General features: G+C 39.2%; 30 protein-coding genes. 9 read left to right on the top strand and 21 right to left on the bottom strand.

The features are described from left to right. Positions 1-18 precede the first annotated feature (18 nt). Genes AC27I2_RS14450 through folB form a run of 3 tightly spaced genes read right to left on the bottom strand, consistent with a single transcriptional unit; the run spans position 19 to position 1,664 of the window. The gene (locus AC27I2_RS14450) at positions 19-819 is read right to left on the bottom strand and encodes an undecaprenyl-diphosphate phosphatase (RefSeq protein WP_138527528.1); all 801 of its coding nucleotides are present in this window, start codon (positions 817-819) and stop codon (positions 19-21) included. Further along, positions 816-1,304 carry a 2-amino-4-hydroxy-6-hydroxymethyldihydropteridine diphosphokinase gene (gene folK, locus AC27I2_RS14455; RefSeq protein ID WP_058404939.1) on the bottom strand — a complete coding sequence of 163 codons (489 nt, stop codon included), beginning with the start codon at positions 1,302-1,304 and terminating at the stop codon, positions 816-818. The genes AC27I2_RS14450 and folK overlap by 4 nt, the downstream gene beginning before the upstream one ends. Beyond that, entirely contained in the window at positions 1,305-1,664 is a 360-nt protein-coding gene (gene folB / locus AC27I2_RS14460) for a dihydroneopterin aldolase (RefSeq protein ID WP_058404938.1), read from the bottom strand. Positions 1,665-1,908: 244 nt separating this feature from the next. Here folB and plsY point away from each other — a divergent pair, with 244 nt between their 5' ends. Then, on the top strand, positions 1,909-2,520 hold the full coding sequence (gene plsY, locus AC27I2_RS14465) for a glycerol-3-phosphate 1-O-acyltransferase PlsY (protein WP_058404937.1): 612 nt from the start codon (positions 1,909-1,911) through the stop codon (positions 2,518-2,520). 9 nt (positions 2,521-2,529) lie between these two features. On the opposite strand, the gene tsaD is transcribed toward plsY, so the two are convergent. From tsaD to AC27I2_RS14480, 3 genes are read right to left on the bottom strand one after another with little or no spacing between them, the layout of a single operon-like run. Beyond that, the gene (gene tsaD / locus AC27I2_RS14470) at positions 2,530-3,543 is read right to left on the bottom strand and encodes a tRNA (adenosine(37)-N6)-threonylcarbamoyltransferase complex transferase subunit TsaD (protein WP_058404936.1); all 1,014 of its coding nucleotides are present in this window, start codon (positions 3,541-3,543) and stop codon (positions 2,530-2,532) included. A 57-nt stretch (positions 3,544-3,600) separates the two neighbouring features. Beyond that, positions 3,601-4,191 (bottom strand): YjaG family protein, encoded by a 591-nt coding sequence (locus tag AC27I2_RS14475; RefSeq protein WP_138527525.1) that lies wholly within the window; start codon positions 4,189-4,191, stop codon positions 3,601-3,603. Continuing rightward, positions 4,184-4,531, bottom strand: a complete 348-nt coding sequence (locus tag AC27I2_RS14480; RefSeq protein ID WP_058404934.1) for a putative signal transducing protein — start codon at positions 4,529-4,531, stop codon at positions 4,184-4,186. Before AC27I2_RS14480 ends, AC27I2_RS14475 begins: the two co-directional genes overlap by 8 nt. Positions 4,532-4,612: 81 nt before the next feature. On the opposite strand from AC27I2_RS14480, the gene AC27I2_RS14485 reads away from it, so the two are divergent. From AC27I2_RS14485 to AC27I2_RS14495, 3 genes are all read left to right on the top strand, one after another. Further along, a complete protein-coding gene (locus AC27I2_RS14485) occupies positions 4,613-5,044 on the top strand; it encodes a DUF2721 domain-containing protein (RefSeq protein WP_487204668.1) in 432 nt (143 codons plus the stop codon). 349 nt (positions 5,045-5,393) lie between these two features. Continuing rightward, positions 5,394-6,278, top strand: coding sequence for a LysR family transcriptional regulator (locus AC27I2_RS14490; protein ID WP_219423006.1), 885 nt, complete (start codon positions 5,394-5,396; stop codon positions 6,276-6,278). Between the two features lie 95 nt (positions 6,279-6,373). After that, a complete protein-coding gene (locus AC27I2_RS14495) occupies positions 6,374-6,994 on the top strand; it encodes a 2OG-Fe(II) oxygenase (protein ID WP_487204669.1) in 621 nt (206 codons plus the stop codon). A gap of 5 nt (positions 6,995-6,999) precedes the next feature. On the opposite strand, the gene ubiA is transcribed toward AC27I2_RS14495, so the two are convergent. Both ubiA and AC27I2_RS14505 read right to left on the bottom strand, forming a co-directional pair. Beyond that, positions 7,000-7,878 carry a 4-hydroxybenzoate octaprenyltransferase gene (gene ubiA, locus AC27I2_RS14500; RefSeq protein WP_058404931.1) on the bottom strand — a complete coding sequence of 293 codons (879 nt, stop codon included), beginning with the start codon at positions 7,876-7,878 and terminating at the stop codon, positions 7,000-7,002. Then, on the bottom strand, positions 7,875-8,414 hold the full coding sequence (locus tag AC27I2_RS14505; RefSeq protein ID WP_487204670.1) for a chorismate--pyruvate lyase family protein: 540 nt from the start codon (positions 8,412-8,414) through the stop codon (positions 7,875-7,877). Before AC27I2_RS14505 ends, ubiA begins: the two co-directional genes overlap by 4 nt. Before the next feature lie 167 nt (positions 8,415-8,581). Between AC27I2_RS14505 and AC27I2_RS14510 the strand changes: the two genes are divergently transcribed. Then, entirely contained in the window at positions 8,582-8,980 is a 399-nt protein-coding gene (locus AC27I2_RS14510) for a flagellar basal body-associated protein FliL (RefSeq protein WP_058404929.1), read from the top strand. Between the two features lie 2 nt (positions 8,981-8,982). Here the strand turns inward: AC27I2_RS14510 and glpG are convergent, their stop codons facing one another. From glpG to AC27I2_RS14540, 6 genes are all read right to left on the bottom strand, one after another. Continuing rightward, positions 8,983-9,810 (bottom strand): rhomboid family intramembrane serine protease GlpG, encoded by an 828-nt coding sequence (gene glpG / locus AC27I2_RS14515; RefSeq protein WP_487204671.1) that lies wholly within the window; start codon positions 9,808-9,810, stop codon positions 8,983-8,985. Beyond that, positions 9,807-10,124: a thiosulfate sulfurtransferase GlpE gene (gene glpE / locus AC27I2_RS14520; RefSeq protein WP_004588558.1), complete on the bottom strand. Its 318-nt coding sequence runs from the start codon at positions 10,122-10,124 to the stop codon at positions 9,807-9,809. The genes glpG and glpE overlap by 4 nt, the downstream gene beginning before the upstream one ends. Before the next feature lie 68 nt (positions 10,125-10,192). After that, positions 10,193-11,218: an L-threonine 3-dehydrogenase gene (gene tdh / locus AC27I2_RS14525; protein ID WP_058404927.1), complete on the bottom strand. Its 1,026-nt coding sequence runs from the start codon at positions 11,216-11,218 to the stop codon at positions 10,193-10,195. Between the two features lie 47 nt (positions 11,219-11,265). Then, complete coding sequence (locus tag AC27I2_RS14530) at positions 11,266-12,459, bottom strand: glycine C-acetyltransferase (RefSeq protein WP_487204672.1); 1,194 nt, start codon at positions 12,457-12,459, stop codon at positions 11,266-11,268. Positions 12,460-12,627: 168 nt separating this feature from the next. Then, complete coding sequence (gene gmhB, locus AC27I2_RS14535; protein ID WP_487204673.1) at positions 12,628-13,188, bottom strand: D-glycero-beta-D-manno-heptose 1,7-bisphosphate 7-phosphatase; 561 nt, start codon at positions 13,186-13,188, stop codon at positions 12,628-12,630. After that, on the bottom strand, positions 13,185-14,246 hold the full coding sequence (locus AC27I2_RS14540) for a glycosyltransferase family 9 protein (protein ID WP_487204674.1): 1,062 nt from the start codon (positions 14,244-14,246) through the stop codon (positions 13,185-13,187). The genes gmhB and AC27I2_RS14540 overlap by 4 nt, the downstream gene beginning before the upstream one ends. A gap of 123 nt (positions 14,247-14,369) precedes the next feature. On the opposite strand from AC27I2_RS14540, the gene AC27I2_RS14545 reads away from it, so the two are divergent. Continuing rightward, positions 14,370-15,092: a 3-deoxy-D-manno-octulosonic acid kinase gene (locus tag AC27I2_RS14545; protein WP_487204675.1), complete on the top strand. Its 723-nt coding sequence runs from the start codon at positions 14,370-14,372 to the stop codon at positions 15,090-15,092. Here AC27I2_RS14545 and AC27I2_RS14550 read toward each other — a convergent pair. Next, positions 15,081-16,166 (bottom strand): glycosyltransferase, encoded by a 1,086-nt coding sequence (locus tag AC27I2_RS14550; RefSeq protein WP_487204676.1) that lies wholly within the window; start codon positions 16,164-16,166, stop codon positions 15,081-15,083. The two genes, AC27I2_RS14545 and AC27I2_RS14550, sit on opposite strands and share 12 nt — an antisense overlap. Beyond that, complete coding sequence (locus tag AC27I2_RS14555) at positions 16,163-17,236, bottom strand: glycosyltransferase family 1 protein (protein WP_487204677.1); 1,074 nt, start codon at positions 17,234-17,236, stop codon at positions 16,163-16,165. The genes AC27I2_RS14550 and AC27I2_RS14555 overlap by 4 nt, the downstream gene beginning before the upstream one ends. 169 nt (positions 17,237-17,405) lie before the next feature. Here AC27I2_RS14555 and AC27I2_RS14560 point away from each other — a divergent pair, with 169 nt between their 5' ends. Further along, entirely contained in the window at positions 17,406-18,950 is a 1,545-nt protein-coding gene (locus AC27I2_RS14560; protein ID WP_487204678.1) for a capsule assembly Wzi family protein, read from the top strand. 88 nt (positions 18,951-19,038) lie between these two features. Here AC27I2_RS14560 and hldE read toward each other — a convergent pair whose 3' ends face one another. Continuing rightward, positions 19,039-20,478: a bifunctional D-glycero-beta-D-manno-heptose-7-phosphate kinase/D-glycero-beta-D-manno-heptose 1-phosphate adenylyltransferase HldE gene (gene hldE, locus AC27I2_RS14565; RefSeq protein ID WP_089346906.1), complete on the bottom strand. Its 1,440-nt coding sequence runs from the start codon at positions 20,476-20,478 to the stop codon at positions 19,039-19,041. Beyond that, on the bottom strand, positions 20,478-21,068 hold the full coding sequence (locus AC27I2_RS14570; protein WP_487204679.1) for a D-sedoheptulose-7-phosphate isomerase: 591 nt from the start codon (positions 21,066-21,068) through the stop codon (positions 20,478-20,480). Before AC27I2_RS14570 ends, hldE begins: the two co-directional genes overlap by 1 nt. A gap of 182 nt (positions 21,069-21,250) precedes the next feature. Between AC27I2_RS14570 and waaA the strand changes: the two genes are divergently transcribed. After that, positions 21,251-22,528 (top strand): lipid IV(A) 3-deoxy-D-manno-octulosonic acid transferase, encoded by a 1,278-nt coding sequence (gene waaA, locus AC27I2_RS14575; protein WP_487204680.1) that lies wholly within the window; start codon positions 21,251-21,253, stop codon positions 22,526-22,528. 2 nt (positions 22,529-22,530) lie between these two features. Continuing rightward, positions 22,531-23,079, top strand: coding sequence for a DUF1415 domain-containing protein (locus AC27I2_RS14580; protein WP_487204681.1), 549 nt, complete (start codon positions 22,531-22,533; stop codon positions 23,077-23,079). 30 nt (positions 23,080-23,109) lie between these two features. Here the strand turns inward: AC27I2_RS14580 and AC27I2_RS14585 are convergent, their stop codons facing one another. The 3 genes from AC27I2_RS14585 to AC27I2_RS14595 are packed head-to-tail and all read right to left on the bottom strand — an operon-like array spanning position 23,110 to position 26,106. After that, positions 23,110-23,439 (bottom strand): YdbL family probable chaperone protein, encoded by a 330-nt coding sequence (locus AC27I2_RS14585; protein WP_203987268.1) that lies wholly within the window; start codon positions 23,437-23,439, stop codon positions 23,110-23,112. Positions 23,440-23,449: 10 nt separating this feature from the next. Continuing rightward, positions 23,450-23,647, bottom strand: coding sequence for a YnbE family lipoprotein (locus AC27I2_RS14590; RefSeq protein ID WP_010556932.1), 198 nt, complete (start codon positions 23,645-23,647; stop codon positions 23,450-23,452). Between the two features lie 2 nt (positions 23,648-23,649). After that, a complete protein-coding gene (locus tag AC27I2_RS14595) occupies positions 23,650-26,106 on the bottom strand; it encodes an intermembrane phospholipid transport YdbH family protein (RefSeq protein ID WP_487204682.1) in 2,457 nt (818 codons plus the stop codon). Between the last annotated feature and the right edge of the window lie 127 nt (positions 26,107-26,233).

Consider the following 26,233-nt stretch of genomic DNA (forward strand, 5'->3'; position numbering starts at 1 on the left):
TTTGCAAAGTAAATTAATCTACATACTTAAAAAAACGATTAAACCTAAGCCTAAAACTAATCGGTAAATGACAAAAGGTAACATTCCCATTCGTTCAATCACTTTTAAAAATAAATAAATACACGCATAAGCAGATAAAAAGGACAGTACCACCCCTAGTAACAATGTGCCCCATTCAACAACGTGGTCGCCCAATGCGAGCTCTACTGTGTAATAAAGCCCCATCATTGATATAACAGGAATGGCGAGTAAAAACGAAAAGCGCGCTGCGCTTTGCTTATTCATGCCTAGCATTAAACCCGCTGTCATTGTAATACCTGAACGAGAGGTACCCGGGATCATAGCAACGGCTTGCGCCAAGCCAATCATTAAAGCCGACTTCCAATTAAGTTGATAAATTGTTTTAACTTGTTTTCCTTTGGCATCAGCGTACCAGAGCAGCAAACCAAAAATAATGGTGGTGGCAGCAATGACCCATGCACTTCGAAGGTATAACTCAACAAAATCCTTAAGTAACAAACCAAATACTGCAGCAGGTATTGTCCCTAAGATAATCCACCAGCCGAGTTTACTGTCGTCTGTTTTACCTTGTGCGCCAAACGATTTAAACCACGCACTGAGAATATCAGCCACTTCTTTACGAAAATAAATGACAACCGCTATCAAAGTGCCCACATGCACTGCAACATCAAAAGCGAGTCCTTGATCTTCCCAGCCTAAAATTTGCGAGGGTAAAATTAAATGAGCCGAGCTAGATATGGGTAAAAACTCAGTAAAACCTTGAATTAGCGCTAAAATTATTATTTCTAAAATACTCATGGGTTAGAAAACTCCACCTTCCATAGTTTTTGTTGAGGGTTATTATATTCATTCCATAATTGAGCAATTGTTTGCTTAGCTACAGGGTGATAAAAACCGGGGGCAACCTCACTGAGAGGCTGTAGTACAAATGCATTTTTAGTGATTTCATCGCGCGGCAATTGCGCAGGGCTGTCACAAATAACATCGTCGTAAAACAATAAATCTAAATCTAGTGTTCGTGGACTGAACTTTTTATCATTAGGTGTACGACCATTATCGCGCTCTATTTCTTTTAGTAACGCACACACTTCAGCTAGCGGCCTATCTGTTTTTGCCCCAACGACCGAATTATAAAAGTTATTACCTACGAAACCTACGGCTTCGCTTTCAAAAACAGACGAATGCTCTATATTTTTAAAATGCGTTTTAAGCGCTTTTAAGGCACTTTGCATATAGTGCACTTTGTTAATATTTGACCCAAGACTAATAAATATTTGCGCCATTTAAACGCTTGCCTTATTGCGAGTTATTTCTACTCCAACAGTTTGTGCTTGCGGCACTGCTGCAGGTTTACTCACTCTAATTTTCACTTGAGTTGTATTAAATTCCGTTAAAATAATATCAGCCAATTGCTCAACAAGTGTTTCAAGTAACTCAACAGGCTTAGCAGTACTATGTGCAATGACGCGTTCGCTTACTTTTGCGTAATCAAGTGCTAAATTAATGTCATCATTTGCGGCAGCGGGTTTAATATCACTTAGCATTTCAATATCAAAATAAAGGCTCTGTTTACTTTCTTTTTCAAAGTCGTACACTCCAATAATCGTGTCGACGTGCAATTGAGATATAAATACCTTATCCATTGATACTCCAAAAGACCAACAACTGTTCTAACTACATAAACTAATTAAAAATTAATATTGTATATGCTTTAATCAGTGTTTAAATATGTAAAAATACCTTCTACAATAACAAAATAACGCGTTGAGCTAAAATTGATAGAAGTATAATACTTTTAACGATAAATTTTGCCGCCAATAATAGCCCAAAAACGATGTTAATTGCATTAAATGTAACGGGTATAACGATAAAAAAATAAGGAACTATGTGTTAGCCATTTTGATGTTTGTTTTAGCGTACCTACTTGGGTCGATTTCGTCGGCTATTTTAGTGTCGCGCCTATTTAAACTCCAAGATCCCCGCACACATGGCTCAAATAACCCTGGCGCAACTAATGTTTACCGCTTAGGTGGCGCTTTTCCTGCTGTTTTAGTTCTTGTTTTTGATATTTTAAAAGGCACAATTCCAGTGTGGGGGGCCTATTTTTTACAACTTGAGCCTTTAGTTCTGGGCGTTGTTGCCGTCGGCGCCTGTTTAGGGCACATGTACCCCGTGTTTTTTAATTTTAAAGGAGGCAAGGCCGTTGCAACCGCATTTGGTGCTTTACTTCCAATAGGTTTATCCCTGGCAGGGTTATTAATTGCTACTTGGCTAATTATTGTTGCGGTAAGTCGCTACTCTTCACTTGCCGCCCTCGTTACCGTTTTACTCGCACCGCTTTATACGTGGTTAATTAAGCCCCTATATACATTGCCAGTGGTTTTTATCACGGTGCTCATTATTTTTCGCCACAGAACAAATATAGTTAGGTTATTTGCGGGTGAAGAACCAAAAGTGGGGGCTAAAAACGCCCCCACCGATGAAAATAAACCAACATAACCCGTTAAATTAAATGGGCTCGAGGCTGTCTATTGGCCAACGTGGCTTGGTTTTCATATCGAGGGTTGCAAACTGACCTGCTTTTAAACGCTGCATTCCGGCATAAGCAATCATTGCGCCGTTATCTGTACAAAACTCTGTACGCGGATAATAAACCTCACCTTTCATCCCTTGCATCACACGCTCAAGCTGAAGCCTAAGCTGGGTATTTGCGCTTACTCCACCTGCAATAACTAAACGTTTGATGCCTGTTTGCTTAAGCGCTCGCTTACATTTAATAACTAACGTATCAATAACGGCGGTTTGAAATGCATGAGCTATGTCAGCTTTAGTTTGCTCGTCTTCATCATTTTCACGAATGGTAATCGACGCCGCAGTTTTTAAGCCACTAAAGCTAAAATCAAGGCCTGGCTTATCAGTCATTGGACGAGGAAAGATAAATCGTTTTGGCACACCCTGCTCTGCTAATTTAGCTAAGCGAGGGCCTCCTGGGTAATCAAGACCTAATAACTTAGCTGTTTTGTCAAACGCTTCACCTGCAGCATCATCAACAGACTCGCCCAGTACTTCGTATTGACCAATGCCTTCAACTTTTACCATCATGGTATGGCCACCAGAAACAAGTAACGCAATGAACGGAAATTCAGGTACGTTTTCTTCAAGCATAGGAGCAAGTAAGTGCCCCTCCATATGATGAACCGCAACAGCAGGAATATCCCAGCCATAAGCCAAAGAGCGACCAATTGAAGTACCCACTAACAGCGCCCCAACCAAGCCTGGGCCAGCGGTATAAGCAATACCATCTAAATCTTCAGGGCCACACCCCGCTTGAGCAAATGCGGCATCAATAAGAGGTAGAGTTTTACGCACATGATCGCGTGACGCAAGCTCAGGAACCACACCACCGTAGTCAGCATGCACTTTTACTTGGCTGTATAATTGATGAGCTAATAAACCTTTTTCATCATCATAAATTGCAATACCAGTCTCATCACATGACGATTCAATGCCTAAAATTCGCATTGTACTTCTCCCGCTTTTTTATCACTACTTAATCAAAGTTCAAGTTACTTAATTTGTTTATAACGTCAAACCAATATTTGTTTGACCATCAACAACAGCAAATTTTTTCAGCGCTTTTACACTATCTGAAGTAATACGCCCCATATTTTCAACAAAATCAATAAGCTCAGCTAACACTTCAATTTCATACTGCATCAAAGGGTGTTCCCTAACAGCGGTATTGTCTGCAATTTCACCGTCTACTGTCATTTGGTATTCAATAAAGCGCGCAACGGTTGCTTGCGAAATTTTACTAACGCTTACAAATTCTTTATCGTCTTGTGCCATTAAGCCATGCATCAAGCTCAGTAATGACGTTGCCGCATCAATAGCCGGGTATGTACCAAACATATCAAAATCAGCCAGCTCTGGAACATTAGGTTCCACTTTTTCAACTTGCTTTTCTAAATCGATCTTACTTTTTGGTAGCAAGATTTTTTCCCAACAAACATTAAGCGCATTACGAAGTAACGTTTCATCACCAAACCCCGTAGCTTCACTAAATAAGCCGTAATTTGGCAACATACGTTCAATTAGCGCACTTGCTAATACCGCTTTTTGTAAATAGTTTAGCTCTCTAATACGCTGAAAATTATTTGCTTTAGTCATTCTTTAACGTCTCACATGACCAACAAAAATCAAATGTTGATCCATTATGCTCATTACAGTTAGGACATACCCAATCTGGAGCGGATTGTTTTACTTGCTGATAGTTTACCAATATTTGTCGCGCATGGCGCTCTTTTATCGCATAAACCTGCACTCTAACTTGTGCCTGATCGAAAGGAATTTCTCCAAGTGCGCCTTGAAGCATTTCTCCTGCAACTTTACACTCTATCCCGCCTGCTTGAATTAACCCCTTAACAATATTAGCCTCTAAGGTGTTGGCTGCTTGGTAAATTGTTATCCAATTAAATGCACTATCTGTTGTGTTTTTATGAGTTTGCAATATCGACCTCGATTATTTTGTGTGTACAATACTTTAAGGTATTGAGAACGTTATTAAACAATATTCAAAAAAGGCGCAAGCATGACACTTACAACCCCGGGTCTACTTTTTCCAGCGATATCTTTATTACTTCTTGCTTATACAAACCGATTTTTAGTGCTTGCGCAATTAATCAGAGAATTAAATGCCAGAGAAGGCGAGTCAATTCGACCTGTCGTTGTTGCGCAAATTACCAATTTAAGAAAACGTATAAAACTAATAAGAACGATGCAAGTTTACGGTGTAGGCTCCTTTTTATTGTGTACTTTGTCTATGTTCGCTCTTTTTATTGAGTTTAATACCACGGGTATTATTTTGTTTGGCGTAAGCCTAACCTGCTTAAGTTTATCTTTATTAACGTCTTTATTTGAAATTCATATTTCATGTGATGCAATAGAAATTGAGCTTCAAAATATTGAAAGCAAACCATTGAGTAACAGAGCAAACAAAAACTTTGACAATAAAACAAGCTAAAAGACTAAAATTCGTGCAAATATTTTAATTATTGCTTAATCAATGCCCTACTTTGTGGCATACTTTTTCATTAATTAGCATAATAAAGTTATCTAATATTTTATTTATACCTGCTTATTATTTTAACTTTGCCAGATAGGGATGTTAGGTGAATACTAAATTATTAGCCTTTAGTCTAAAGGTTAATACTTTTTAACATTTTTACACTTTTATTATTGTGCAAACAGATATATTGTGTGATCTATCAGTTGTAAATTTACATATATTTTTTAATAGTTTAGACAGGTAAAACAAACAGAATATTGATGTAGCATTACATCACAACTTACTTATAAAAAGGGACTATAAAGTGAGATTTGAGCAATTAGAACAATTTGTAGCACTTGGTGTGCTACGTCACTTCAGACAGGCCGCAGAAAAAACGCAAATTAGTACTTCTGCACTTACCCGTAGTATTCAAACCCTAGAAGATGAAATGGGCTATGAGCTAGTTACGCGCTCAACCCGCTCAGTAAAACTGACTCCTGAAGGCGAACTTTTTCTTGATTACGCCAAAAATACACTTAGCGAATTAGAAAACACCAAAAAGCGCCTGTTTCAATCTGTTCATGGCAATGCCGATGAAAAACTTATTATTGGTTACACAAATAAGGCAAGTAATATTGTGCCTATTTCATGTGGGCAATTTTTAGCGCAGTACCCACATGTAAAAATTGAAATGCAATTACAAGAACAGCATGAATTAACGCGTAAGCTTCAAGAAGGTGAAATAGACATTAGTGTTTATTCTCAAGCTATAAATAGTATTGGTAGCGATATTCATCTGCCTGATCAGCTTATTTTATTTGTATCTAAACATCACCCGCTTGCCCAAAAAAGTGACATAAGCAAACACGAACTAGACTCCTATTCAGCCTTTGGCTGTTTCTCTCAGTCAAAACAAGTTCAAACCATGCTAAATGAAGCCATTGATTCTTTAAATAAATCATCAACTATTAAAATGGGCAGTATTGAACAGGTTATATCGGGCATTACTAAATCAGATAGTTTTGCAATCGCCAGTATTGAACATGCAAACACAGTGGCAGAGCACACCGACCTGGTTCAGTTAAAAACAAATAAAGACCTAAGCCATGAGCAGTTAGTTGTTCAAACAAATCAACAAACAGCTGTTACTGAACACTTGGCACATTTACTTTCACTCATAAAAAAAGCAGCCACAACAATTAATTAATCCATTGTTATTTTTGAAATAGGTGCAGCACAAAACAATAGCTTTTTACTCTTTTTCGGCTAAACTGGCGCACCTTCAAAAAAAGAACCACATAAATGATCAACTTTTCAACCGATGGTGCGTTTTATAACGATATTGAAAACCGCGGTTATACAGTTATACCCAATGCCATAAACAATGAACTAATAGCTGATTTAATGGCTGATTGTTATCGTATAAATCCGCACTTTAGCCTTGCTGGTATTGGTCGTTTAAATCATTTACAAATTGACGATAATATTCGAAAAGATAAAACTTATTGGTTTGATGGGTCATCCCAAGCACAATTAACCTACCTAGCTGTTATGGAGAGTATTCGCACAACGCTCAATCGCACTTTTTTTATGGGGCTATTTGATTATGAATGTCACTATGCAAAATACACTCAGGGTGACTTTTATAAAAAGCATGTCGATGCCTTTAAAGGACGCTCAAATAGAGTATTTACCAGCGTTTTTTATTTAAATACACCAGGCGAGGGCGGTGAACTTGTAATTTATAAGCCAAAAAGCAAAGACATTGAAGTGACTATTGCGCCAGAGGCAGGAACGTTAGTTTTATTTGAAAGCGAGCGCTTTGTCCACGAAGTATTACCAGCAGTAGATAATCGGTATTCAATTGCTGGCTGGTTTAGAAAAAACGCATCAATTAGCGGAATTATTGATCCACCTCGTTAATATAACTAAATGTTAATGGGGTACGAGAATAGTAAACCAGCAAAAATAGCCATACCAACATAATGGTTGTTTAAAAATGCTTTAAAGCATGCGTCTCTATCTCGCCTTAAAATTAACACGTGTTGATAAATAAGCAACGTAACTGCAATTAGTAGCCCGCCCCAAAACGGCATACCTAAATGATTAATCGAACCTATATAAGTTATAAGTGCGATAAATAAAGCATTTAATATAAAAATGATATGGCGGTCGAAGCGACCAAATAAAATAGCGGTCGATTTAACACCAATTTTTACATCATCATCTCTATCAACCATGGCATACATAGTATCGTACGCAACCGTCCAACATACATTAGCAGTAAACAGCAACCAAGCCTGTATGGGTAATGCATCAATAGATGCCATATAAGCCATCGGAATTGCCCAACCAAATGCGGCCCCGAGCACGACTTGCGGCAATTGGGTGTAGCGCTTCATAAACGGATAGCAAAACGCGAGCGCAAGCGCACCAAAAGACAATAAAATGGTGTTAACATTTAGCATTAAAACCAAAATAAACGCTACAAAGATCAGTAATAAAAATAAACTTAGTGCTTCTGCGCTTGCTACCGTACCAGATGCAAGAGGACGTTGAGCTGTACGTTTTACAGAGCCATCTACTTTTCTATCTGCAAAATCATTTATCACACAGCCTGCACTGCGCATTACTACAACACCCAAAGTAAACACTATAAAATTAATTAAGCTCGGCGTACCGCTATTGGCAAGCCATAAAGCCCAATATGTTGGCCATAAAAGCAATAAAGTACCTATTGGCTTATCAACACGCATAAGCTGTAAATAATAAGAAAAGTGCTTAGCTTTTAAACCTGCTAATTTCATAAGTAAAGATACGCTCCAGGTAAAAATACTTCCGCCACCAAAAATTGATACTCACTTAACGAAAACACACTGCGGCGACCTAATAATGTTTGTATTGGCAAATTTTGCTGTGCCACTAAATTTTGTATTGAATGGTTGTTATCGAAACGGGCTATTTCAATATTTTGACGAACAAGCTCGGGCTGTTGAAAAATAACATCGCCTAAGGGACGCTCTCCCATATTATGAAGCGAGTTGTGAGTTTGGTTATTCGGGAGCCAACTTTGAGCGTAAACCATGGGGTGATTATCGCATAATAAAAGCACTTCTCTGTTTAACGCCGATGACGTTTTGCAGTCTAGTAATTGCTGCTGTTCATGGCTTAAATTAAATGTCTGTTCGCTGAGTACTTTTACACTAAAAGAAGTTGCTTTACTTTTTAGTTTAGCGGTTAAAGAGCGCGGCTCAAAAAGCCATTCTCGCTCTGTAGGTGTAAAGTCATCGGTTTGTATAGCCGATAGCCAGTTAGCTGATAAAGATAAAGGAAAAGTTGCCACAATAACTCAATAAAATATAATCCAAGTAAATGATAACATTACCTAAGCATTTGAAAAAGAGCCTATTCACTAACCCAAGTAACTAATATAAATAATTGCTTGGCGCTGTTTATTACCTATTATTAAGTATAAACTATTTACAACATGTTTTCGGAAACGCTTTAAATATGAAAAAAATAGTATACGTGGGTCTTTTTACATTAATTATGAGTTTAGTGAGCCTGAGTGCCCGAGCAGAGTCAACGGTTGGTTACTTTGGTTTTGAACCTGACATAATCACTAATTATATTGGCGCATCAAGTAAAAAAATGGGTTATGTGCGCGTTACCGTTGACTTAATGCTAAGTGATAATTCAGACATCGCTGTTGTTGAACATCACACCCCTTTATTAAGAGACGCTATTGTAGAAATTTTATCGAAAGAGCCTGAAGAAAAAATAAAGTCATTAACTGGTCGCGAAGAAATTCGCGCAAAATGCATAGAAAAATTAAAAAGCCTGTTAAAAGAAGAAACAGGCCAAGAGATTATTCGTGAAGTATTATTTACTAAGTATTTGTACCACTAAGTTCAACTACCTTTAGGCTCATTAGTAAATAGTTGGGCGGTATAGGCAAACGCCATTCCGCTCACAAGTCCACCTAAGTGTGCCCAATTAGCCATTCCAAAAAACAACACATCAGCAAAGCCAAGCACTAACCAAACAAGCATAAAACCTACAATTGAGGTACTCACTAATGCCGGTTTATGCGGGTTTAAAAAACTATGAATCCAACAATAACCTAGCAAGCCGTATACCACGCCACTTAAACCGCCAAAATTAGGCCCAACATTTAAATATTGCGCCCAGCTACTGATTAAAGCAGTAACAAAAAACAGCCCTATTAGACTCAATTTTCCACATTGCTTTTCAATATTATCTCCAAGCGATACCCACCATATTAAATTAAACACTATATGGATTGCGCTAAAGTGAACCAAGGCCGGCGTTAACCAAGTTATAGGAGACGAAGGATCAAATTGTAATGCAGAATAAATACTCTCAAACCCACCCAATAAAAACGCAACATAAATAACAATACTAAATACACTGACTGACTGATTAAGCCAACTCAGCGCTTTAAATCGCGCTATGAGATTTAGCGATTGCCCTTGATACTTTAGGGGCGATTGCGTACTACCTACATGCCAAGAAGCTTGCTGATATCGTGGATGAGAGGGATTTTGAGTAAACTCAACCCAAAGCGGTTGTACCTGGTGAAAATGCTCTTCAGATACACTAATAACAACATGGCTACCATCGGTTGAATGTAGGCGCCCATCTAAACCTTGGCTTTTTAAATAATCTATAAAGCCTTGTGCGGCACGCGGGTTATTTAAACTGCCAAGTTCTATCATCGTTCTACTTTCTCGCTGTAGGCTGCTTCCCAAGCTGTAAAACCGCCATCCATGCTATATACATCCTCAAAACCTTGCTCAACTAAATAACTTGCAGCACCTTGCGAGCTCATACCGTGGTAACACACAATAATAATGGGCTGATCGAACTCTTTTTCCATCATAAACTGTGCAATATTGGCATTTGATAATGCCTCAGAGCCTGGGATATGGCCCGCTTGATATGAGTTAGGATCGCGTATATCTGCAATTACTACGTCTTCTTTGTCTAATAACTCATGCGTTTGCGCAATCGATATATGTTTAAATGCCATTGAACTCTCTTTAATAAATAAAATAAAAAAGGCGGCCATAGCCGCCCTTCTTGTAATTTTTTATGGAATTAATCCCAATTTAAAATTACTTTTCCTGACTGACCTGAAATCATCATATCAAAGCCAGCTTGGAAGTCATCTACAGAATACTGATGCGTTATGATTGGGCTTAAATTAAGACCTGACTGAATCAAACTTGCCATTTTGTACCAGGTTTCAAACATTTCGCGACCATAAATACCTTTAATCACTAAACCTTTAAAAATAACTTGGTTCCAATCTACCGCCATATCTGATGGCGGAATACCTAACATGGCAATTTTACCACCGTGGTTCATGTTATTAAGCATTGAATTGAATGCGCTTGGCACGCCTGACATTTCAAGGCCAATATCAAAGCCTTCTGTCATGCCTAAATCGGTCATAACCTCTTCAAGCTTTTCGTTGGCAACATTTACCGCGCGAGTTGCACCCATTTTACGAGCAAGCTCTAAGCGATATTCATTTACATCAGTAATTACTACATGACGCGCGCCTACATGTTTAGCAACGGCCGCAGCCATAATACCAATTGGACCAGCGCCTGTAATAAGGACATCTTCACCCACTAAATCAAACGAAAGCGCTGTGTGTACCGCATTGCCAAATGGGTCAAAAATAGACGCTAGTTCATCTGAAATGTTATCTGGAATTTTAAACGCGTTAAATGCAGGGATCACCAAATATTCAGCAAACGCGCCTTCGCGGTTAACGCCAACACCTGTGGTATTGCGACATAAATGAACACGCCCTGCACGACAGTTTCGACAATGTCCACACGTTATATGCCCTTCACCAGATACGCGGTCACCAACAGCAAAACCACGAACTTCTTGTCCCATATCAACCACTTCGCCAACGTATTCATGGCCAACCACCATAGGCGTAGGAATCGTTTTACTTGCCCATTCGTCCCATTTATAAATATGAACGTCGGTTCCACAAATAGCCGTTTTGCGAATTTTAATAAGCAGATCGTTGTGGCCAACTTCTGGTTTTGGCGCATCTGTCATCCAAATGCCCGGCTCTGCTTTTAATTTAGATAATGCTTTCATGAATTACACTCAACAAAAAAACCGAAAAGACTTCGGTTTATAAAAAATTAAATAACGCCCATTTCTTTACCAATACGAGTAAAGGCAGCGATCGCTGTATCAAGCTGCTCGATACTGTGCGCTGCTGAAATTTGCGTACGAATCCGAGCTTGCCCTTTTGGTACAACTGGGAATGAAAAGCCAGTAACATAAATGCCTTCTGCAAGTAATTTGTCTGCCATAAGTGATGCCACTTTAGCGTCGCCCAACATAACGGGGATAATGGCATGGTCTTTACCTGCGCAGGTAAAACCTGCCGCTTCCATTTGTTCACGGAAGTACTTAGCATTTGACCAAAGCTTAGCCCGAAGTTCGCCGCCATTTTCAAGCATTTCTAGCACTTTAATCGATGCTGTAACAATCGAAGGAGCTAGTGAATTAGAAAACAAGTATGGACGAGAGCGCTGGCGTAGCCATTCAACAATTTCTTTTTTACCTGAGGTGTAACCACCTGATGCGCCGCCAAGTGCTTTACCTAATGTACCAGTAATAATATCTACTCGGTCAAGTACATTACAATACTCTGGTGTACCTTTACCGTTTTCGCCAACAAAACCAACTGCGTGAGAGTCATCAACCATAACAAGAGCATCGTATTTATCGGCCAAATCGCACACGGCTTCTAAATTACAAATTACGCCGTCCATAGAAAACACGCCGTCGGTTGCAATTAATTTAGTTTTAGCACCCGCTTCGTCTGCAGCAATAAGTTGCTTTTCAAGATCGCTCATGTCGTTATTCGCATAGCGAAAACGCTTAGCTTTACATAAACGAACGCCATCAATAATTGACGCATGGTTTAATGAATCAGAGATAATGGCATCTTCTGCGCCTAAAATCGTTTCGAATAGGCCAGTATTAGCATCAAAGCATGACGAATATAAAATGGTGTCTTCGGTTTCTAAAAATGCACTAATTTTTTGTTCCAATGTTTTGTGAATATCTTGCGTACCACAAATAAAGCGCACAGAGGCCACACCAAAACCATGCTTACTTAAGCCATTTTGGGCAGCTTCAATTAGCTCTGGGCTATTAGCTAAACCTAAGTAATTGTTAGCACAGAAGTTAATAACACTACCTGAGGCAACTTCTATTTGAGCTTGTTGCTGAGACTTAATAATACGTTCGTTTTTGTACAAACCTTCTGATTTTACGTCTTCAATTTGCTGTTGTAGCTGGCTAAAAAAAGCAGATGCTCTCATCTGTGTTCTCCATTTAATTGAACGGGTAAACAACAACATTTTAGTTACTGTTTAAGATGGGGGGTATTGTAAAAGTTTAGCGAAGAAAATGCACGGTTTGCAGTTCGTCGCAAAGTGGCTGACTGGCAGGAATTCCTGCCAGTTTACAGCCAATTAGGGTAGGGTTATTTACCTGCTTAAAAGTGCAGTTAACTCATTGATTGAATCAATAACTAAATCAGCATGTTGAGGTGCATCGCTCGGTAAATTTTTACCAGACCTTACTAATACTTTTACGCCAATACAGGCGTTACTGGCCGCTTGCATATCACTAAGCTTGTCGCCCACCATAATACTTTTTTTTGGGTCGATGCTATGGGTATCAATACCCTCAAGCAACATACCCGGTGCGGGCTTTCTGCAATTACACTGTTTTAAATACTCAGGTAATGCCTTTTTTGGGTGGTGAGGACAAAAGTATACATCGGCCACTTCGATGTCATGCGCACTAAATTGGTTTTTCATCCAACCTGTAAGCATTAGGAAATCGTGTTGTGTGTAATATCCTCGCCCAATCCCCGATTGGTTGGTCACTATGATTATTTTATAGCCTGCATCGTAAAATGCTTTACAGGTACTAAATACACCGTCAATAAATTCAAAATCTTCACTTTTATATACATAACCATGATCAATATTAACGACTCCATCACGGTCTAAAAAAAGGGCTTTATTTTGTTGTAGGCTCATTTTAATGACTCTTTTTTTACAACATGGTCAAACATTGCCTTTACGCTTTCTACGCTTATCTGGCTCATTAAATCATCGCCTTTAACGCGGGTCCCCCACGGTACTTGCTGCGCCGTTTTACCGGTTTGATTAAGTAAGTTTTGATGATAAACCTCAACGACGTAGTTTTGGTATAAATAGGGGCCTGTACGTGCAGGGTTTGAATGCGCATATAAACCAATAACAGGCGTGCCAACGGTTACTGCCATATGAGCAGGCCCGGTATCGGGGGCAAGTACTAAATCAGCTCTTTTTAATACACATAACAGCTCTTTAAGCTTAGTTTTGCCAACTAAATTTAAAATAGGGCTGTTGCAATGTTTAATAATATTATTCGCTAAGTTTACTTCAAGCTCGGTAGGCCCGCCGGTTAAAGCAACGTTAAAACCTTCCGCGTGTGCGTGCTCAGCTAGTGCAGCATAGCGTTCAGGCAACCAATTGCGCTGAGCTTTACTAGCCGCTGGCGAGATAACAAATAGCTTGTTAGCTAAATACTCTTGCCCTAATAACTCGTCTGCTCTGCTTTGATCTTGTGTGCTGTAAGGCATTTGCCATGAAGGCGTGTAATCATCGACACCTATTGCATTAGCAAAACCTTTAAAGCCCTCTAATACATGCGACTCTTTTTGCGCTGCTATGCGTTTATTTATAAATAAGCTGTGTAGCTCTTTTGAGCGCGCCCAATCAAATCCTATTTTTACTTTTGCAGGTATACAGCGTGCTACAAAGCCTGCTCTTAATGCCACCTGCATATTAAGAAGTACGTCAAACTGCTTACCTTTAAAGGTGTTTTTTAATTTTTTAAGCGCAGCGTTACCTTCTTTTTTATCAAAAATTACCAGCTCTACGCCTGGTAAATCAGCAAGTAACATAGCCTCTACTTTACCCATTACCCAGGTTATTTTTGCATAAGGGTGCGCTTTTTGAATTGCTTGAACAGCACTAACCGCATGGCAAACATCACCAATAGCTGAGAGTCTTAAAATACAAATAGAGGAGTAATTAGGCACTTGAGTCACGCATTCCGTTAGGCTTTAAATAATAGGTTAAGATCTTAAATTATACTCGCGTTAATGCAAGCACTTATCCTGCGCCATAAAACACGTTAATATAGGCACATTATTGAATTATTTTAACAAGCTATGTTTAATACACTAAAGCAAGGCAAGCACACTATTTTAAGCCATCCAGATTATTTAAACCTTGTTGATATAAACTGGTTTGATGCAACTTATTGGCAACAGCAAAATAAAATAGTGGGTGCTAAAAAAGGCCGTGCTACGGCATGGTTTTTTAAACACGATAACTTAACCGCTGTGCTCAGGCATTATTGGCGCGGTGGATTAGTTGGTAAGGTATTAAGCGATCAATACCTTTACCCTGGCCTTGAAAATACGCGCGTTTACAAAGAATTTAGCTTAATGATAAAGCTTATTGAACTTGGCCTAAATGTGCCTAAGCCCATTGCAGCTAAAGTATTTCACAATGGTTTGATTTACCGCGGCGATATAATTACACAAGCGGTAAGCGGCGCTAAAAGCCTGCTCGACATTTTAATTGAGCGCCCTTTAAATAATGATGAGCTTGAAAATATAGCCAGCACTCTTGCGTTATTTCATATTAAAGGGGTATACCACGCTGATTTAAATATCAATAATATTTTATTTAATGAAGATGGCGACGTATATGTTATCGACTTTGACCGGGGTGAAATTAAGCAGCCAAACGCACAGTGGCAGCAAGCTAATATGGCTCGCCTTGCACGTTCATTTTTAAAAGAACAAGGCCGGAACAATAGCTTTTATTGGCAAGGTAACGACTGGAAAACTTTGCATACTATTTATAAGCAAAAGCTATCTGCTTAGCGCTAAATACTGTTGAGAAACTTGCTCAGCACTCACTTTTTGCAAAATATAGGCGCTTTCCACGCTCGGCTTATTTGCTAAAACGTGTTTTATTTTAGCCGCTAGCTCTTCGCTATTTCCTACAGGTACTAAGTAATTAGCCAGCTCGCCTGTTAATATTTCACTCGGCCCGAAGGTACAATCAGTACTCACTACAGGTGTACCCACTGCTAACGCTTCAATTAACACTGTTGGCAACCCCTCAAAGTCAGAGCTTAAAACTAATACCTGCGCGTGTTTAATCCAATTATACGGGTTTTGTTCAAACCCGGGGACAACTAATCGCTCTGCAATACCATACTCTTTTGCAAGCTTAAACGCTTTCGCTGGCTTATTACACAAAAGCACTAATTTGTATTTTTTATCAAGTTTGGCAAATGCTGCAAATAAAATATCGTGGCGCTTTTGCTTAGCTAAGCGACCAACATGAATTAAATAAGGAGACTGCGGGATAGCCGTATTAATTTCATCTGATTGGCGTTTTATTTCAGCTAAGTTAAATGGATTATAAATAGTAGTTATTGCGCTTGGCGTAATTAAATCGCCTTCGATGATTTCTTGCTCTACCCCTTTGGATACACAAACGAGTGACTTACCATTTAGGTTTTGTTTTGATTTTTTAAGATAGCGATAAGAAAACGGGCCTAATTTTTTTTGCCTAGCCAGCTCTGCGTTGACTGAGTTATGTACAACAAAATGTACATTTTTAACTGCACTTTTAGCAAGTAAATTATTACTTCTATCAAGATTTGAAAGCACTAAATCTATCGCGCCTATGTCTTGTTGTTTATTGCTAAACCAGGCTTCTAACATTACAACGCTTTTATTTATGTTCCAAAAACGGTCTACTTTTGAAGCCCTATCAGAAAATAAACTATCGACCTTAACGCATTCAGGAATATCGTATTCAATGGAGCTTGCAAGTGACAATAAAGTAACATGATGCTCAAGTTCAACAAGCTGCTCAGCCAAAGTAAGCATCACTTTTTCTGCGCCACCGCCAACAAGAGAGTCAATTACTATCACAATGTTCATGCATGGCTTCCTACGAGCATATTTTTTACAGCACTGGTAATTACGCTATAGCTTTGAGGGTTCTCTAATTTATGGTATTTAATTAAGAGGGATTTGTAGCGACTATCTTCTATTGCGTGTTCAATTTTAGAGACTATATCATCAGCATTAAGGCTTGCTTTAATAACTACACCTGTATTAACACAATTTTCTAGGCGAGCGTGTTGATCCTTTGAAATAGCGCAAGCTATTACAGGGGTTTGCAATGCAATAGCCTGCAACAAAGTATCACCAGCACTTAATAAAGCCAGCTTAGCCTGACTCAACAAGGCTAAAAAATCCGTTCCCTCTAAACTTGTTAAACAAATAAGCTCGCTTGTTTTTGGTATTCTTTTTGTATAATTAGAACCAAACACGACCACTGTTTTTAAACCCGTTTTTTTTCCCGCTTTAAGCGCGGTCTCGAAGTAGGTGTCTGCACAATTTAAATTATTAAATGTATGCCCACCAGAGCCTGCATTTACTAATAAGTAGTTATTCTCTTCAAGCCCATATTTGTTTAAAACTTGCTTTTTTTGCTCAACTGAAGCGTGTGCAACGAAAGGGCCAACATTATACGGGTGAGCAAGGGGAAACATATCTAGCTTTGTATTTTCCACCCAACTTAAAGGCGCAATGCAATAATCTGGCTGTACAACCCAATGCGCATCAATTAAATTTGCACGGTTTAGCTTTAACCCTTTTGCGCGCTTTTTTTCATGTTGAGAGATAAAAACAACTTTAGCGCCAACCTCTTTTGCCGCTTTCATGTGTGCTGCGCGCCCAGCACAATCAAATACAACTACGTCTGGTTTGTATGCAGTAATAAAGTCGCACACTAATGTAACTTCTTTGGTTGCTGAAGTCTCAAGTAAGGTGGTATCAAAGGGGCAATTATCAGCGTAGGCTGTATACTTATTTAAAATAAAATGAATATCAAGCATCCCAGCAAATTCGGCGAGTAACCCATTAGCCAACGACAACGAGCGCATATATTCACCAATTCCTTCTGGTGACGATACTGGAATAAATAAAAGTCGTTTGTTGCTCATTGCATTCTCAATTTCCTATTTGATCTTTAGTATATCAATCAGGCCTTTGTTACGATAGATAGGTTACATTTTTATACATTTAATTGACCCTATAAATTTGAATATTTACTGCAATAACATACTTAGATTGGTAAACTTGCCAACAATCTTAATCACAAGGACCTGAACTTTGCGACACAGAATTTTTATTCTTTCAACATTATTTAGTGCTATCAGTTTATCTGTTAATGCTGAACCATGGGTTAAACCAGATGACTACGGACTAAAAGCTGATATACAACAGCTAGCCGACGCCGGTATTATTTTAGCGCCGGTAACAACATACCCGTTAATGTGGAAGAGCTTTATTAATGATGTTAACAGTATGCCCATCGAGCAATTATCTCCAAGCTTGCAAGACGCATTATTGCGTGTTAAGCATCGTTATAAATCTGAAAACGCAAGTTCACATAGTGTGCAATTATCAGCTTATGCAGCCACAGATCCAATACATACAACGAGCTTTGGCGCGACTAATACTCAAAAATCAGCGCTTTCGGCAGCGTATGCCTACCTAGGTAATAACTTTGCCGCCAAAGTTGCACTAAGCTCTAGAAAAGACGGTAAAAAATGCTTCATTAGCGGAAAAACTAGTGATGACATTGTAAAAGATGAGCAAGCATTAACTGATTGTGACGATACCTCACTTGATGATAGTTACCTAGCCTATAGGCTAGGTAATTGGATTTTTAGAGGCGGTGCTGTTGAGCAGTTTTGGGGACCAGGTGTTGATAACAGTTTAATTATGTCGGGTAATGCAAAGCCACTACCTGCTCTGAGTGTAACGCGTGAACAAAGCACCGCCTTTGAAACACCTTGGTTAAACTGGATAGGCCAATGGAGTTTTACAGCACAAATGGCGAAGCTCGAATCAACCAGAGTGATTCCTGATGCATTACTGTGGAGTAGCCGCTTAAATATACGCCCACTGCAACAATTAGAAATTGCAGTAAGTTGGTCGGCGCAGTGGGCAGGTGAAGGTCAGCCAAGTTCTGCTGGGGATTTTATTGATGTTATTACAGGGCAAACAACTTGTATTAATGGTAATGAAAATTGCGACAGTCAGCTAGAGTCTAAAATTGGAAATCAACTTGCAGGCCTCGATATTCGTTGGTCTGACACATTGTTTAGCCACCCATACGCCATTTATGCCAGCACCATAGGTGAGGATGCCAGCTCACAATTTAAACCTGCTGACCGAGCTTATTTATTTGGTGTCCAAACGACCCAACGTATTTACGATCAAAATGTATTAGTGAATGTAGAATACATAGATACGAGTGTTTCATGCGGTGAATCAGTTGAAGAGAATTGTTATTACGAACACACTGATTACAAATCAGGTTACCGCTACCACGGCAGAACTATAGGTTCAACGTTTGATAATGACGCACAATCTGTAGTATTAACTTTATTAGGTCAACTTTCGAATGGTGATGACTGGCAGGTAAAATTACTTAGCGTGGATTACAATAGCGATAATAGTGATAAAGCCCCTGATAATCCTGATATAGGTAATACAATTACTAAAACGGGTTATAACTCAAAACAGCTTGAACTTCGTTACAGAAAAATCACCATGGGTGGGCGTTTAACATTAGGTGCTTTTGCATCAAATAATGATGGCGCTGAAAATGACACATCTGCCTTTGCTAAATACGAATATAACTTTTAGTCCGGATTTAAAATTTACTTTATTCAGGCTTTAAAAAAAAGGGGATGAGAGCAACGCTTTCATCCCCTTTTTTATACGCAAAATATACTTACTGCTTTATTTTACTAATCACTTTTGACGTTGAACAGCCATCTAAAAATGTCAGTACTTCTACTTTTCCGCCATGGCGCAGTACATGATCGGCCCCTGCTATTTGCTCAACAGTATAATCGCCACCTTTTACTAAAATATCAGGGCTAATTTGCTCGATTAATTTAGCGGGTGTGTCGTTTTCCTCAGCGCTACCAAAGGGGATTACCCAATCAACAGAGGCAAGTGCACTTAATACCATCGCGCGTTCATCAAGCGGGTTTATTGGGCGCTCAGGGCCTTTTAAACGGGTAATAGATTCATCATTATTTAACCCAACAACAAGCTTATCTCCGCGCGCTTTAGCTTGTGCTAAATAGCGCACATGGCCTGCATGTAAAATATCAAAACAACCATTGGTAAATACAATGGTTTCGCCGTTTTGTTTTGCAAACTCGATATGCTGTAGCACATCATCAAATGGGGTTTGGTAGTGCTCACCATTTGTATGTAAGTACTGGCCTAGCTTTTGGCTTAGCTCTTCTGGTGACACTGTGGCTGCCCCCAGTTTACTTACTACAATACCGGCGGCTAAATTAGCAATTTCTACTGCATCTTTAGGGGCCATACCTGCCCCAAGCATTACAGCTAAAGTTGCAATTACGGTGTCACCTGCGCCAGTTACATCGCTTACTTCTAGCTGCTGAGCTGCAAAGTCGTGTTTTTCATCGGCATTAATCAACGACATACCTTGCTCTGAGCGCGTAAGTAGCATGGCTTTAATACCATTTTTACTAATAAGTTCACGGGCACTTTGCGCTAAAATTTCTTCAGAGCCGGTTTTACCACCCGCTAAATTAAACTCATGTAAGTTAGGCGTAATGTAATCTGCGCCCTCGTACAAGTGTAAGTCTGGCGATTTAGGGTCAATAAGTACAGTTTTACCCGCCGCTTTAGCAATACTCACCATTTCTTTAATTAAACTGAGTGAGCCTTTACTGTAATCAGAAAACACCACAAAATCGTATTCATCAAGCACTAGCTCTAAGCGGTTTAATAACAGCTGGCTATGCTGCTCGCTAAAGGTTTCTTCTAAATCAAGGCGTACAAGTTGCTGATGGCGACTAATAACCCGCATTTTAGAAATAGTTGGTAAATCACATACGCTCACAAGTTGTGAGCTTATTTTTTCACCTTTTAAAATTGTTTCTAAAATTTGCCCGCTTTCATCCTCACCAATTAAGCCAAGTAACCCTACTTTGGCATCAAGCCTAGCAATGTTTTTAGCAACATTGGCAGCTCCACCGGCTTTGTCTTCAAACTTGCTTACCTTAACAACTGGTACTGGGGCTTCTGGCGAGATACGCCCAGTGTCACCGTACCAGTAGCGATCAAGCATTACATCGCCCACCACTAAAATACGCGCTTTAGATAAGTTTTTTAATAGCGATAAATCCATTACTGCTGCTCCGCAACAACCATATCTATGGCTTCACATAACCAGTGGCCAATAAACATATGCGCTTCTTGAATACGAGCTGTTTCATCGTTTTTGATAATAATTGGCAGCTTAGCAATGTTTTTTACTTTTCCGCCATCACGGCCTGTTAATGCAACAGTAAATGCGCCAATTTTATTTGCAGCTTCAAGCGCTAAATTAATATTGGCACTGGTACCTGAGGTTGTTAAACCTATGACTAAATCTTCCGGTTTACAAAGCGCCTGAACTTGGCGCTCAAACACGGTATCAAAGTGGTAGTCGTTACTGTGCGCAGTAAGAATTGACGTATCGGTTGTGAGCGCCATAGACGCAAGCGGTCCGCGCTCTAATTTATAACGTACTACAAATTCTGCCGCTAAATGCTGAGCATCCGCTGCACTTCCGCCATTACCAAACCAAATAACCTTACCACCAGCTTGTAATGCACTATGGCATGCTTCTAATAACTGCATAGACTCTTGATGATAAGCATCCATCGTTTCAAATAAGGCTTGATGACGGTTTAAACTTTCAACGTAGCTTGTTGCCACAGAATCGATAATTGACATGAAAAATTCCTCTAGGAACTGAAATGGCAGGAAAAAATTAAATCCATTATTCCACAGTTTTATTTAGTTGTGTGTATTTTATAGGAATATAGCTGAACTGGAACATAATTTAGTGCTTCACATGTTCAGAAATTATCACTTTCGCGTTAAACTAAGTGCACCTACCTCAATAAAAGTTCAGTATGGCACGCATTTTTTACTCATTCGCTTTAATTTTAATTAGCCCGCTGATTGTATTTTACTTATATGTATTAAGAGGGAAAAAAAACAAAGGCTACCGCGCACACTTTAAAGAGCGTTTTGGCTTTGTGAGCAAAAGCTTATTTTCAAGTAAAGGCAAACCGTTAGTTGTGCACTGCGCCTCTGTAGGGGAGGTACTTGCAGCTGCACCACTTATTAAAGCACTGCAAAAAAAACACCCACAGCTTAATATACTTATTACCTGTAATACCCCTACAGGTCGCGAGCAAATAATTAATCAATTTAAATATACCGTGGCGTGTAGTTATTTACCTATGGACTTTGCGTTTTCGACCGCCCGATTTTTAAAACGTATAAACCCACAAGCACTATGCATATTAGAAACCGAGCTTTGGCCAAACTTAATGGCAATAAGCCATAAAAAGAACATTCCGGTACTGGTACTTAATGCTCGCTTGAGCGAAAAATCGCAACAAGGGTATAAAAAGGTGGCAGGGTTAACGCATATAATTATGCGTTCAATTTCAGTGCTCGCAAGCCATAATGAAAATGATGAGAAGCGTTTTATTGAACTTGGTTTACCTTCTGCAAAAAGCCATGTTACAGGCTCAATAAAGTTCGACATTACGCCAAGCGACGAACAACTGACTAAAGTGGCAAATCTTAAAGCCGTGTATAAAACTCAAGAGCGTTTTGTATGGGTGGCAGGCTCGACTCACCCACTTGAGCACGAAATGATATTAAACGCCCATCAGCAACTATTAAAAAAATACCCTAATGCACTTTTAGTTATTGCACCGCGTCACCCTGAGCAGTTTGATAAAGTAGCCGACGCGTTAGCTCAAAGCCCACTTAGCTTTAGTCGTCGTAGCAACAATAACTACCAAAACGAGCACGTACTATTGGCCGATACACTTGGCGAGCTACAATGTTTATATGGCGCTGGTAATGTAAGTTATGTAGGCGGTAGTTTAATTCGCCGCGGCGGGCATAACCCTCTTGAATCTGCAGCTTTTTCAGTTGGTGTTATAACTGGTCCACATACGTATAACTTTGATCATATCTACCCTGAACTTATAAAGTTAAAGGGGGCTGTGGTTGTTGAAAACACTGATGAGCTTGCTACACAGTTAATTAATTTAAGCCAAAACACTAAAGCCTGCCAAGCTTTAGGGAATAAAGCGCAGCAGTGCGTATTAAAAAACCAAGGCGCCATTAAAAAAACATTAACCATAATTAATCAGTATTTAGAGCCATAAGCATGACCAATTTAGCTATTACTCAAACCCGTGAGTGGGTATCGTCGGTTATTGTAAAATATAACTTTTGCCCATTTGCCCGCAAAGAAGTTGAGAACAACTGCATTCATTATGTGCTTAGCCCAGCAGTAAAAATTGATGATGCGGTGATGGATATGCTTGAGCAATGCACTCAGCTTGATCAAAATCCAGAGCGCGAAACTACATTAATATTGTTTGATAACGGCTTTAGTGATTTTGAAGACTTTTTAGATTTAGTTGATTTAGCCAATGCGCTACTGGTTGCACAAGGCTTTGAAGGTAAATATCAAATTGCTAATTTCCACCCTGACTACGTTTTTGCCGACAGCGATGAAGATGATGCCGCAAATTACACAAACCGAGCTCCCTACCCTACACTGCATTTAATTCGCGAATTAAGTATGAGCGAAGCGCTTGAAAGCTATGACGAGCCTGAATCTATCCCTGAGCACAATATTAAACTTGCAAGGCGCAAAGGCATCGACTTTTGGCAGCAGCTTTTAGAAGGCATAAAAAAACCGAGCGCATAAACGCTCGGTTTTTAAGTATCAAATTCAATATTATTTTTTAACCCAGCTGCCATTTACTTCAACATAATGACCACTTTGGGTTTTTTCGATTGTTTTAGCCGCTGCGAGTGCTTCTACTTGGGCAAGCGATAAATTGTTCTTTTTAGCTAGTTTTAAATACTGAGCTTTACGCTTTGCGTTAATTTCTTCAACAACAGCTTTCGCTTCGCTATTTTGTACAACTAAACCTAAATAACCCGAACTGTTCTCACCCACTAACCCTTGGCTTTTAGCATCATCTAAACTAATCGCCCACGCCGAAAACGACAAACATACCGCACTTACTAGAGTGGCAATACTTAATTTATTTTTTATAGTCATCATTTAGCTCCTAAAATAATTCACTGTCGTCACTGAACAGGGTATCGAGTTCTTTATCTACTTTTACTCGAATTTCGTGATCTACTTTTACATTTAGATTGATAGTTATTGGCTCTTTCGCTGCTACTTCTACTCTGTGTGTACATGCGCTTAATGCGCTAATAGCAGCAAGGGCAATGATTGCCTTAATGCTTAACGAATTTTTCATCATTAGTTTCCTTTTTGAGAATATTGCTGCTCAACTTTTTGTGTTATTTCGTCACTTAATCTTAGCGCTCTTAGTAGCGTAAACATGTTTTCTTCGTGGTTATAGTTAAAATTAACTTGCTGCTGTTGTGGCGCATTAAAGCCTTGTAAGTTAACACCTAAATTTAACCAACCATCACTTTTAAGTGCCACTGTACTATTAAGTTTTTGTATCTCAAGGTTTTTAAGTAAGCCCAGTACAGGTTGTAATTCTTGCTGCTGTTGAATAACAGCGTCAAACGCTGCGTTATTGTTAATAATAAGCTTACCTTCACCTTGGTTTAATAAGCTGCCGTTTGTAACCTCTACGCCACTGTCACTAAAATGAAGTGGCAGCCACCCTTTTAATCGGCCCGTTAAGGTAATTCCCGACTTGTCATCAAGGGTAATAAGCTTACTCGCATCAATATCTTTAAAAGTAACATTGGCTGTTTGCTGCGATTTTAAAAGCGAGTATTTATCTAATTCAAATACCCCACCAAACACATTGCCACTTACATCAAATGCTTGCGCGCTGTTATTTACCACTTTTATTTTGCCATTAATATTATTAACTACCGCGCCCGCTCTTAATTCATTGAGGTTAAAGGTAGTTGGCTCAACATTAAGCTGCCCTGAATCATATTGCCCACTAAGTTGCGCACTAAACTGGTTAGCTAAGTAATCGTTATAAAGCGCGCTGGTATCATCAATAGTTAAATTAAAATTAGCTTTTTGTAAGTTAACATCGCCACTAATACGCCCACCAAACTCGCCTTGAGTGAGTTGAGCTAACGGCTCAAATTGGCTAACAATTGAATTTAGCAAAAGTACATTTTGCTGCGGGACTATTACTTCAAACGGGTGTTCTACTTTAGAAATATGGTGATTAGCCACCAGCTCTATACCGTTTACAAATACATGATGAGACGCTTTAAGCGCTCGGCTTTGAATGCCCTTTGAATCCACGTTTATATTTTCTAAATCAATGCTCGGGCTTGTCAGTGTACTTATTTGAGTATTCGCTGCTAAATGAGCAAATAACTCACCCACGCCTAAGTTTGCCTTTGCACTGAGGGTATTGTTGATACCAGTGAGCTTATACTCATCGTATTGAGCGCTTTTAAACTCGCTTTTCAAAACCACGTTTGCATCGAGCTTTTCACTCATATTTGCCACTAGTTTACCTGTGTAAGCGTTAATAGTAGTGCCATAAGCAACGGCTTTATCAAAACTAAAGGTAGTACTTACTTTACCTACGGGTTTAGAGTCAATAAGTTGAGTAAGTGTAAAGTCGCCGTGGGCTTTTACATTATTAGCCTCAGCCGGTAAAAATTCAGGCAAAGCGGTAAGCACAATATCGTAATTGCCAATTAGTTGTGCGTTTTCAAGCTGCGTATTTAGCACTATAGCCTTTATATCATCAGTATGTAGCTGCGCTTTAAGCTGAGTGCGCGCACTTTGTAAAGGTGTGACTGTATTAACAAACGTATCTGTAAAAGTTATGTCTATCTCTTGCTCTGTTTGCTCATCGCTTGTAAGCGTTATTAACGGCAAGGTTAAGTTATTATCTACTAAGCTTATTTGTTTAGGTAAAGCAAATTGCCAATTAAGGGGGAGTTGCTTAACGGCAAAGGCCTTGTAATCACCTTCAGGAATAAGAGATTGACAATTATTACTAAGCATTACGTTATTTTTAAGCTTACTTGAGTCAAGTGAAAGCTTTTGGGTATTTAAATTATACGCAGTGCTTAGCAGCCCTTCAGTATTATTACTAATGTCGCAGTTTTTAAATTTATAGTCATACCGCGCCTGCAAACTACCAGTGGAGCTTCCCTCTATCCCATTAAAGCTAAATGCTTGCGATGTATTAAAGCTAAGTCCACTTAATAACGCGTTATCGGTTTTAAGTAATTGTTTAAGCAATTCATCACTAACTTTAAGCTGCCCTTGTACCTTATTATTGTAAAGCGTTGCGCTGGCACTTAAATCACCACTAACTACAAACTGGTTAAGCTTAGGCTCGTTAATGCTTAGCATTAAAGGCTGATTTAAAAGCTCACTGTTTATACTTAGTTGCTCAACTGTAATTGTTGGTCTTTTTTCGGGCAGGGCTAAATCTAAAATTGTTGCAGGGCTACTTGCTTTATTACTTTGAGGAAGTGGATTGACATTAAGCGCCGCATGCTTAATTTCAACATGGCGAGTATTTGCGGTAATACCTGTAACAACAAGCTCTTGATTTTGGTAACTCAAGCACGCTTTTTGTACATGCACATTTAGCTTGCTGGTAAGCGAAAAGTCTAAACAACTTAAAGTAACACCCGCTTTGTCAAGTTGAGGCGCTACAGCCCATTGTAATAGTGGCAAACGAAATACATAGCCAAGCAAAACTACACTTAGCAATACAGCACCCATAATTAAACCAACGCGCTTTAACATACTATCCTTATAAGCTTTTATTAATACCTTAGAAACTATCGCAATTTTAAGTCTACGCAATCAAAAAAGGCTGCACAGGCAGCCTTTTTTATTTTACAGCTAGATTATGAATCTAGCTTGTATAGGG

Source organism: Pseudoalteromonas sp. NH0006-46, assembly GCF_057547735.1.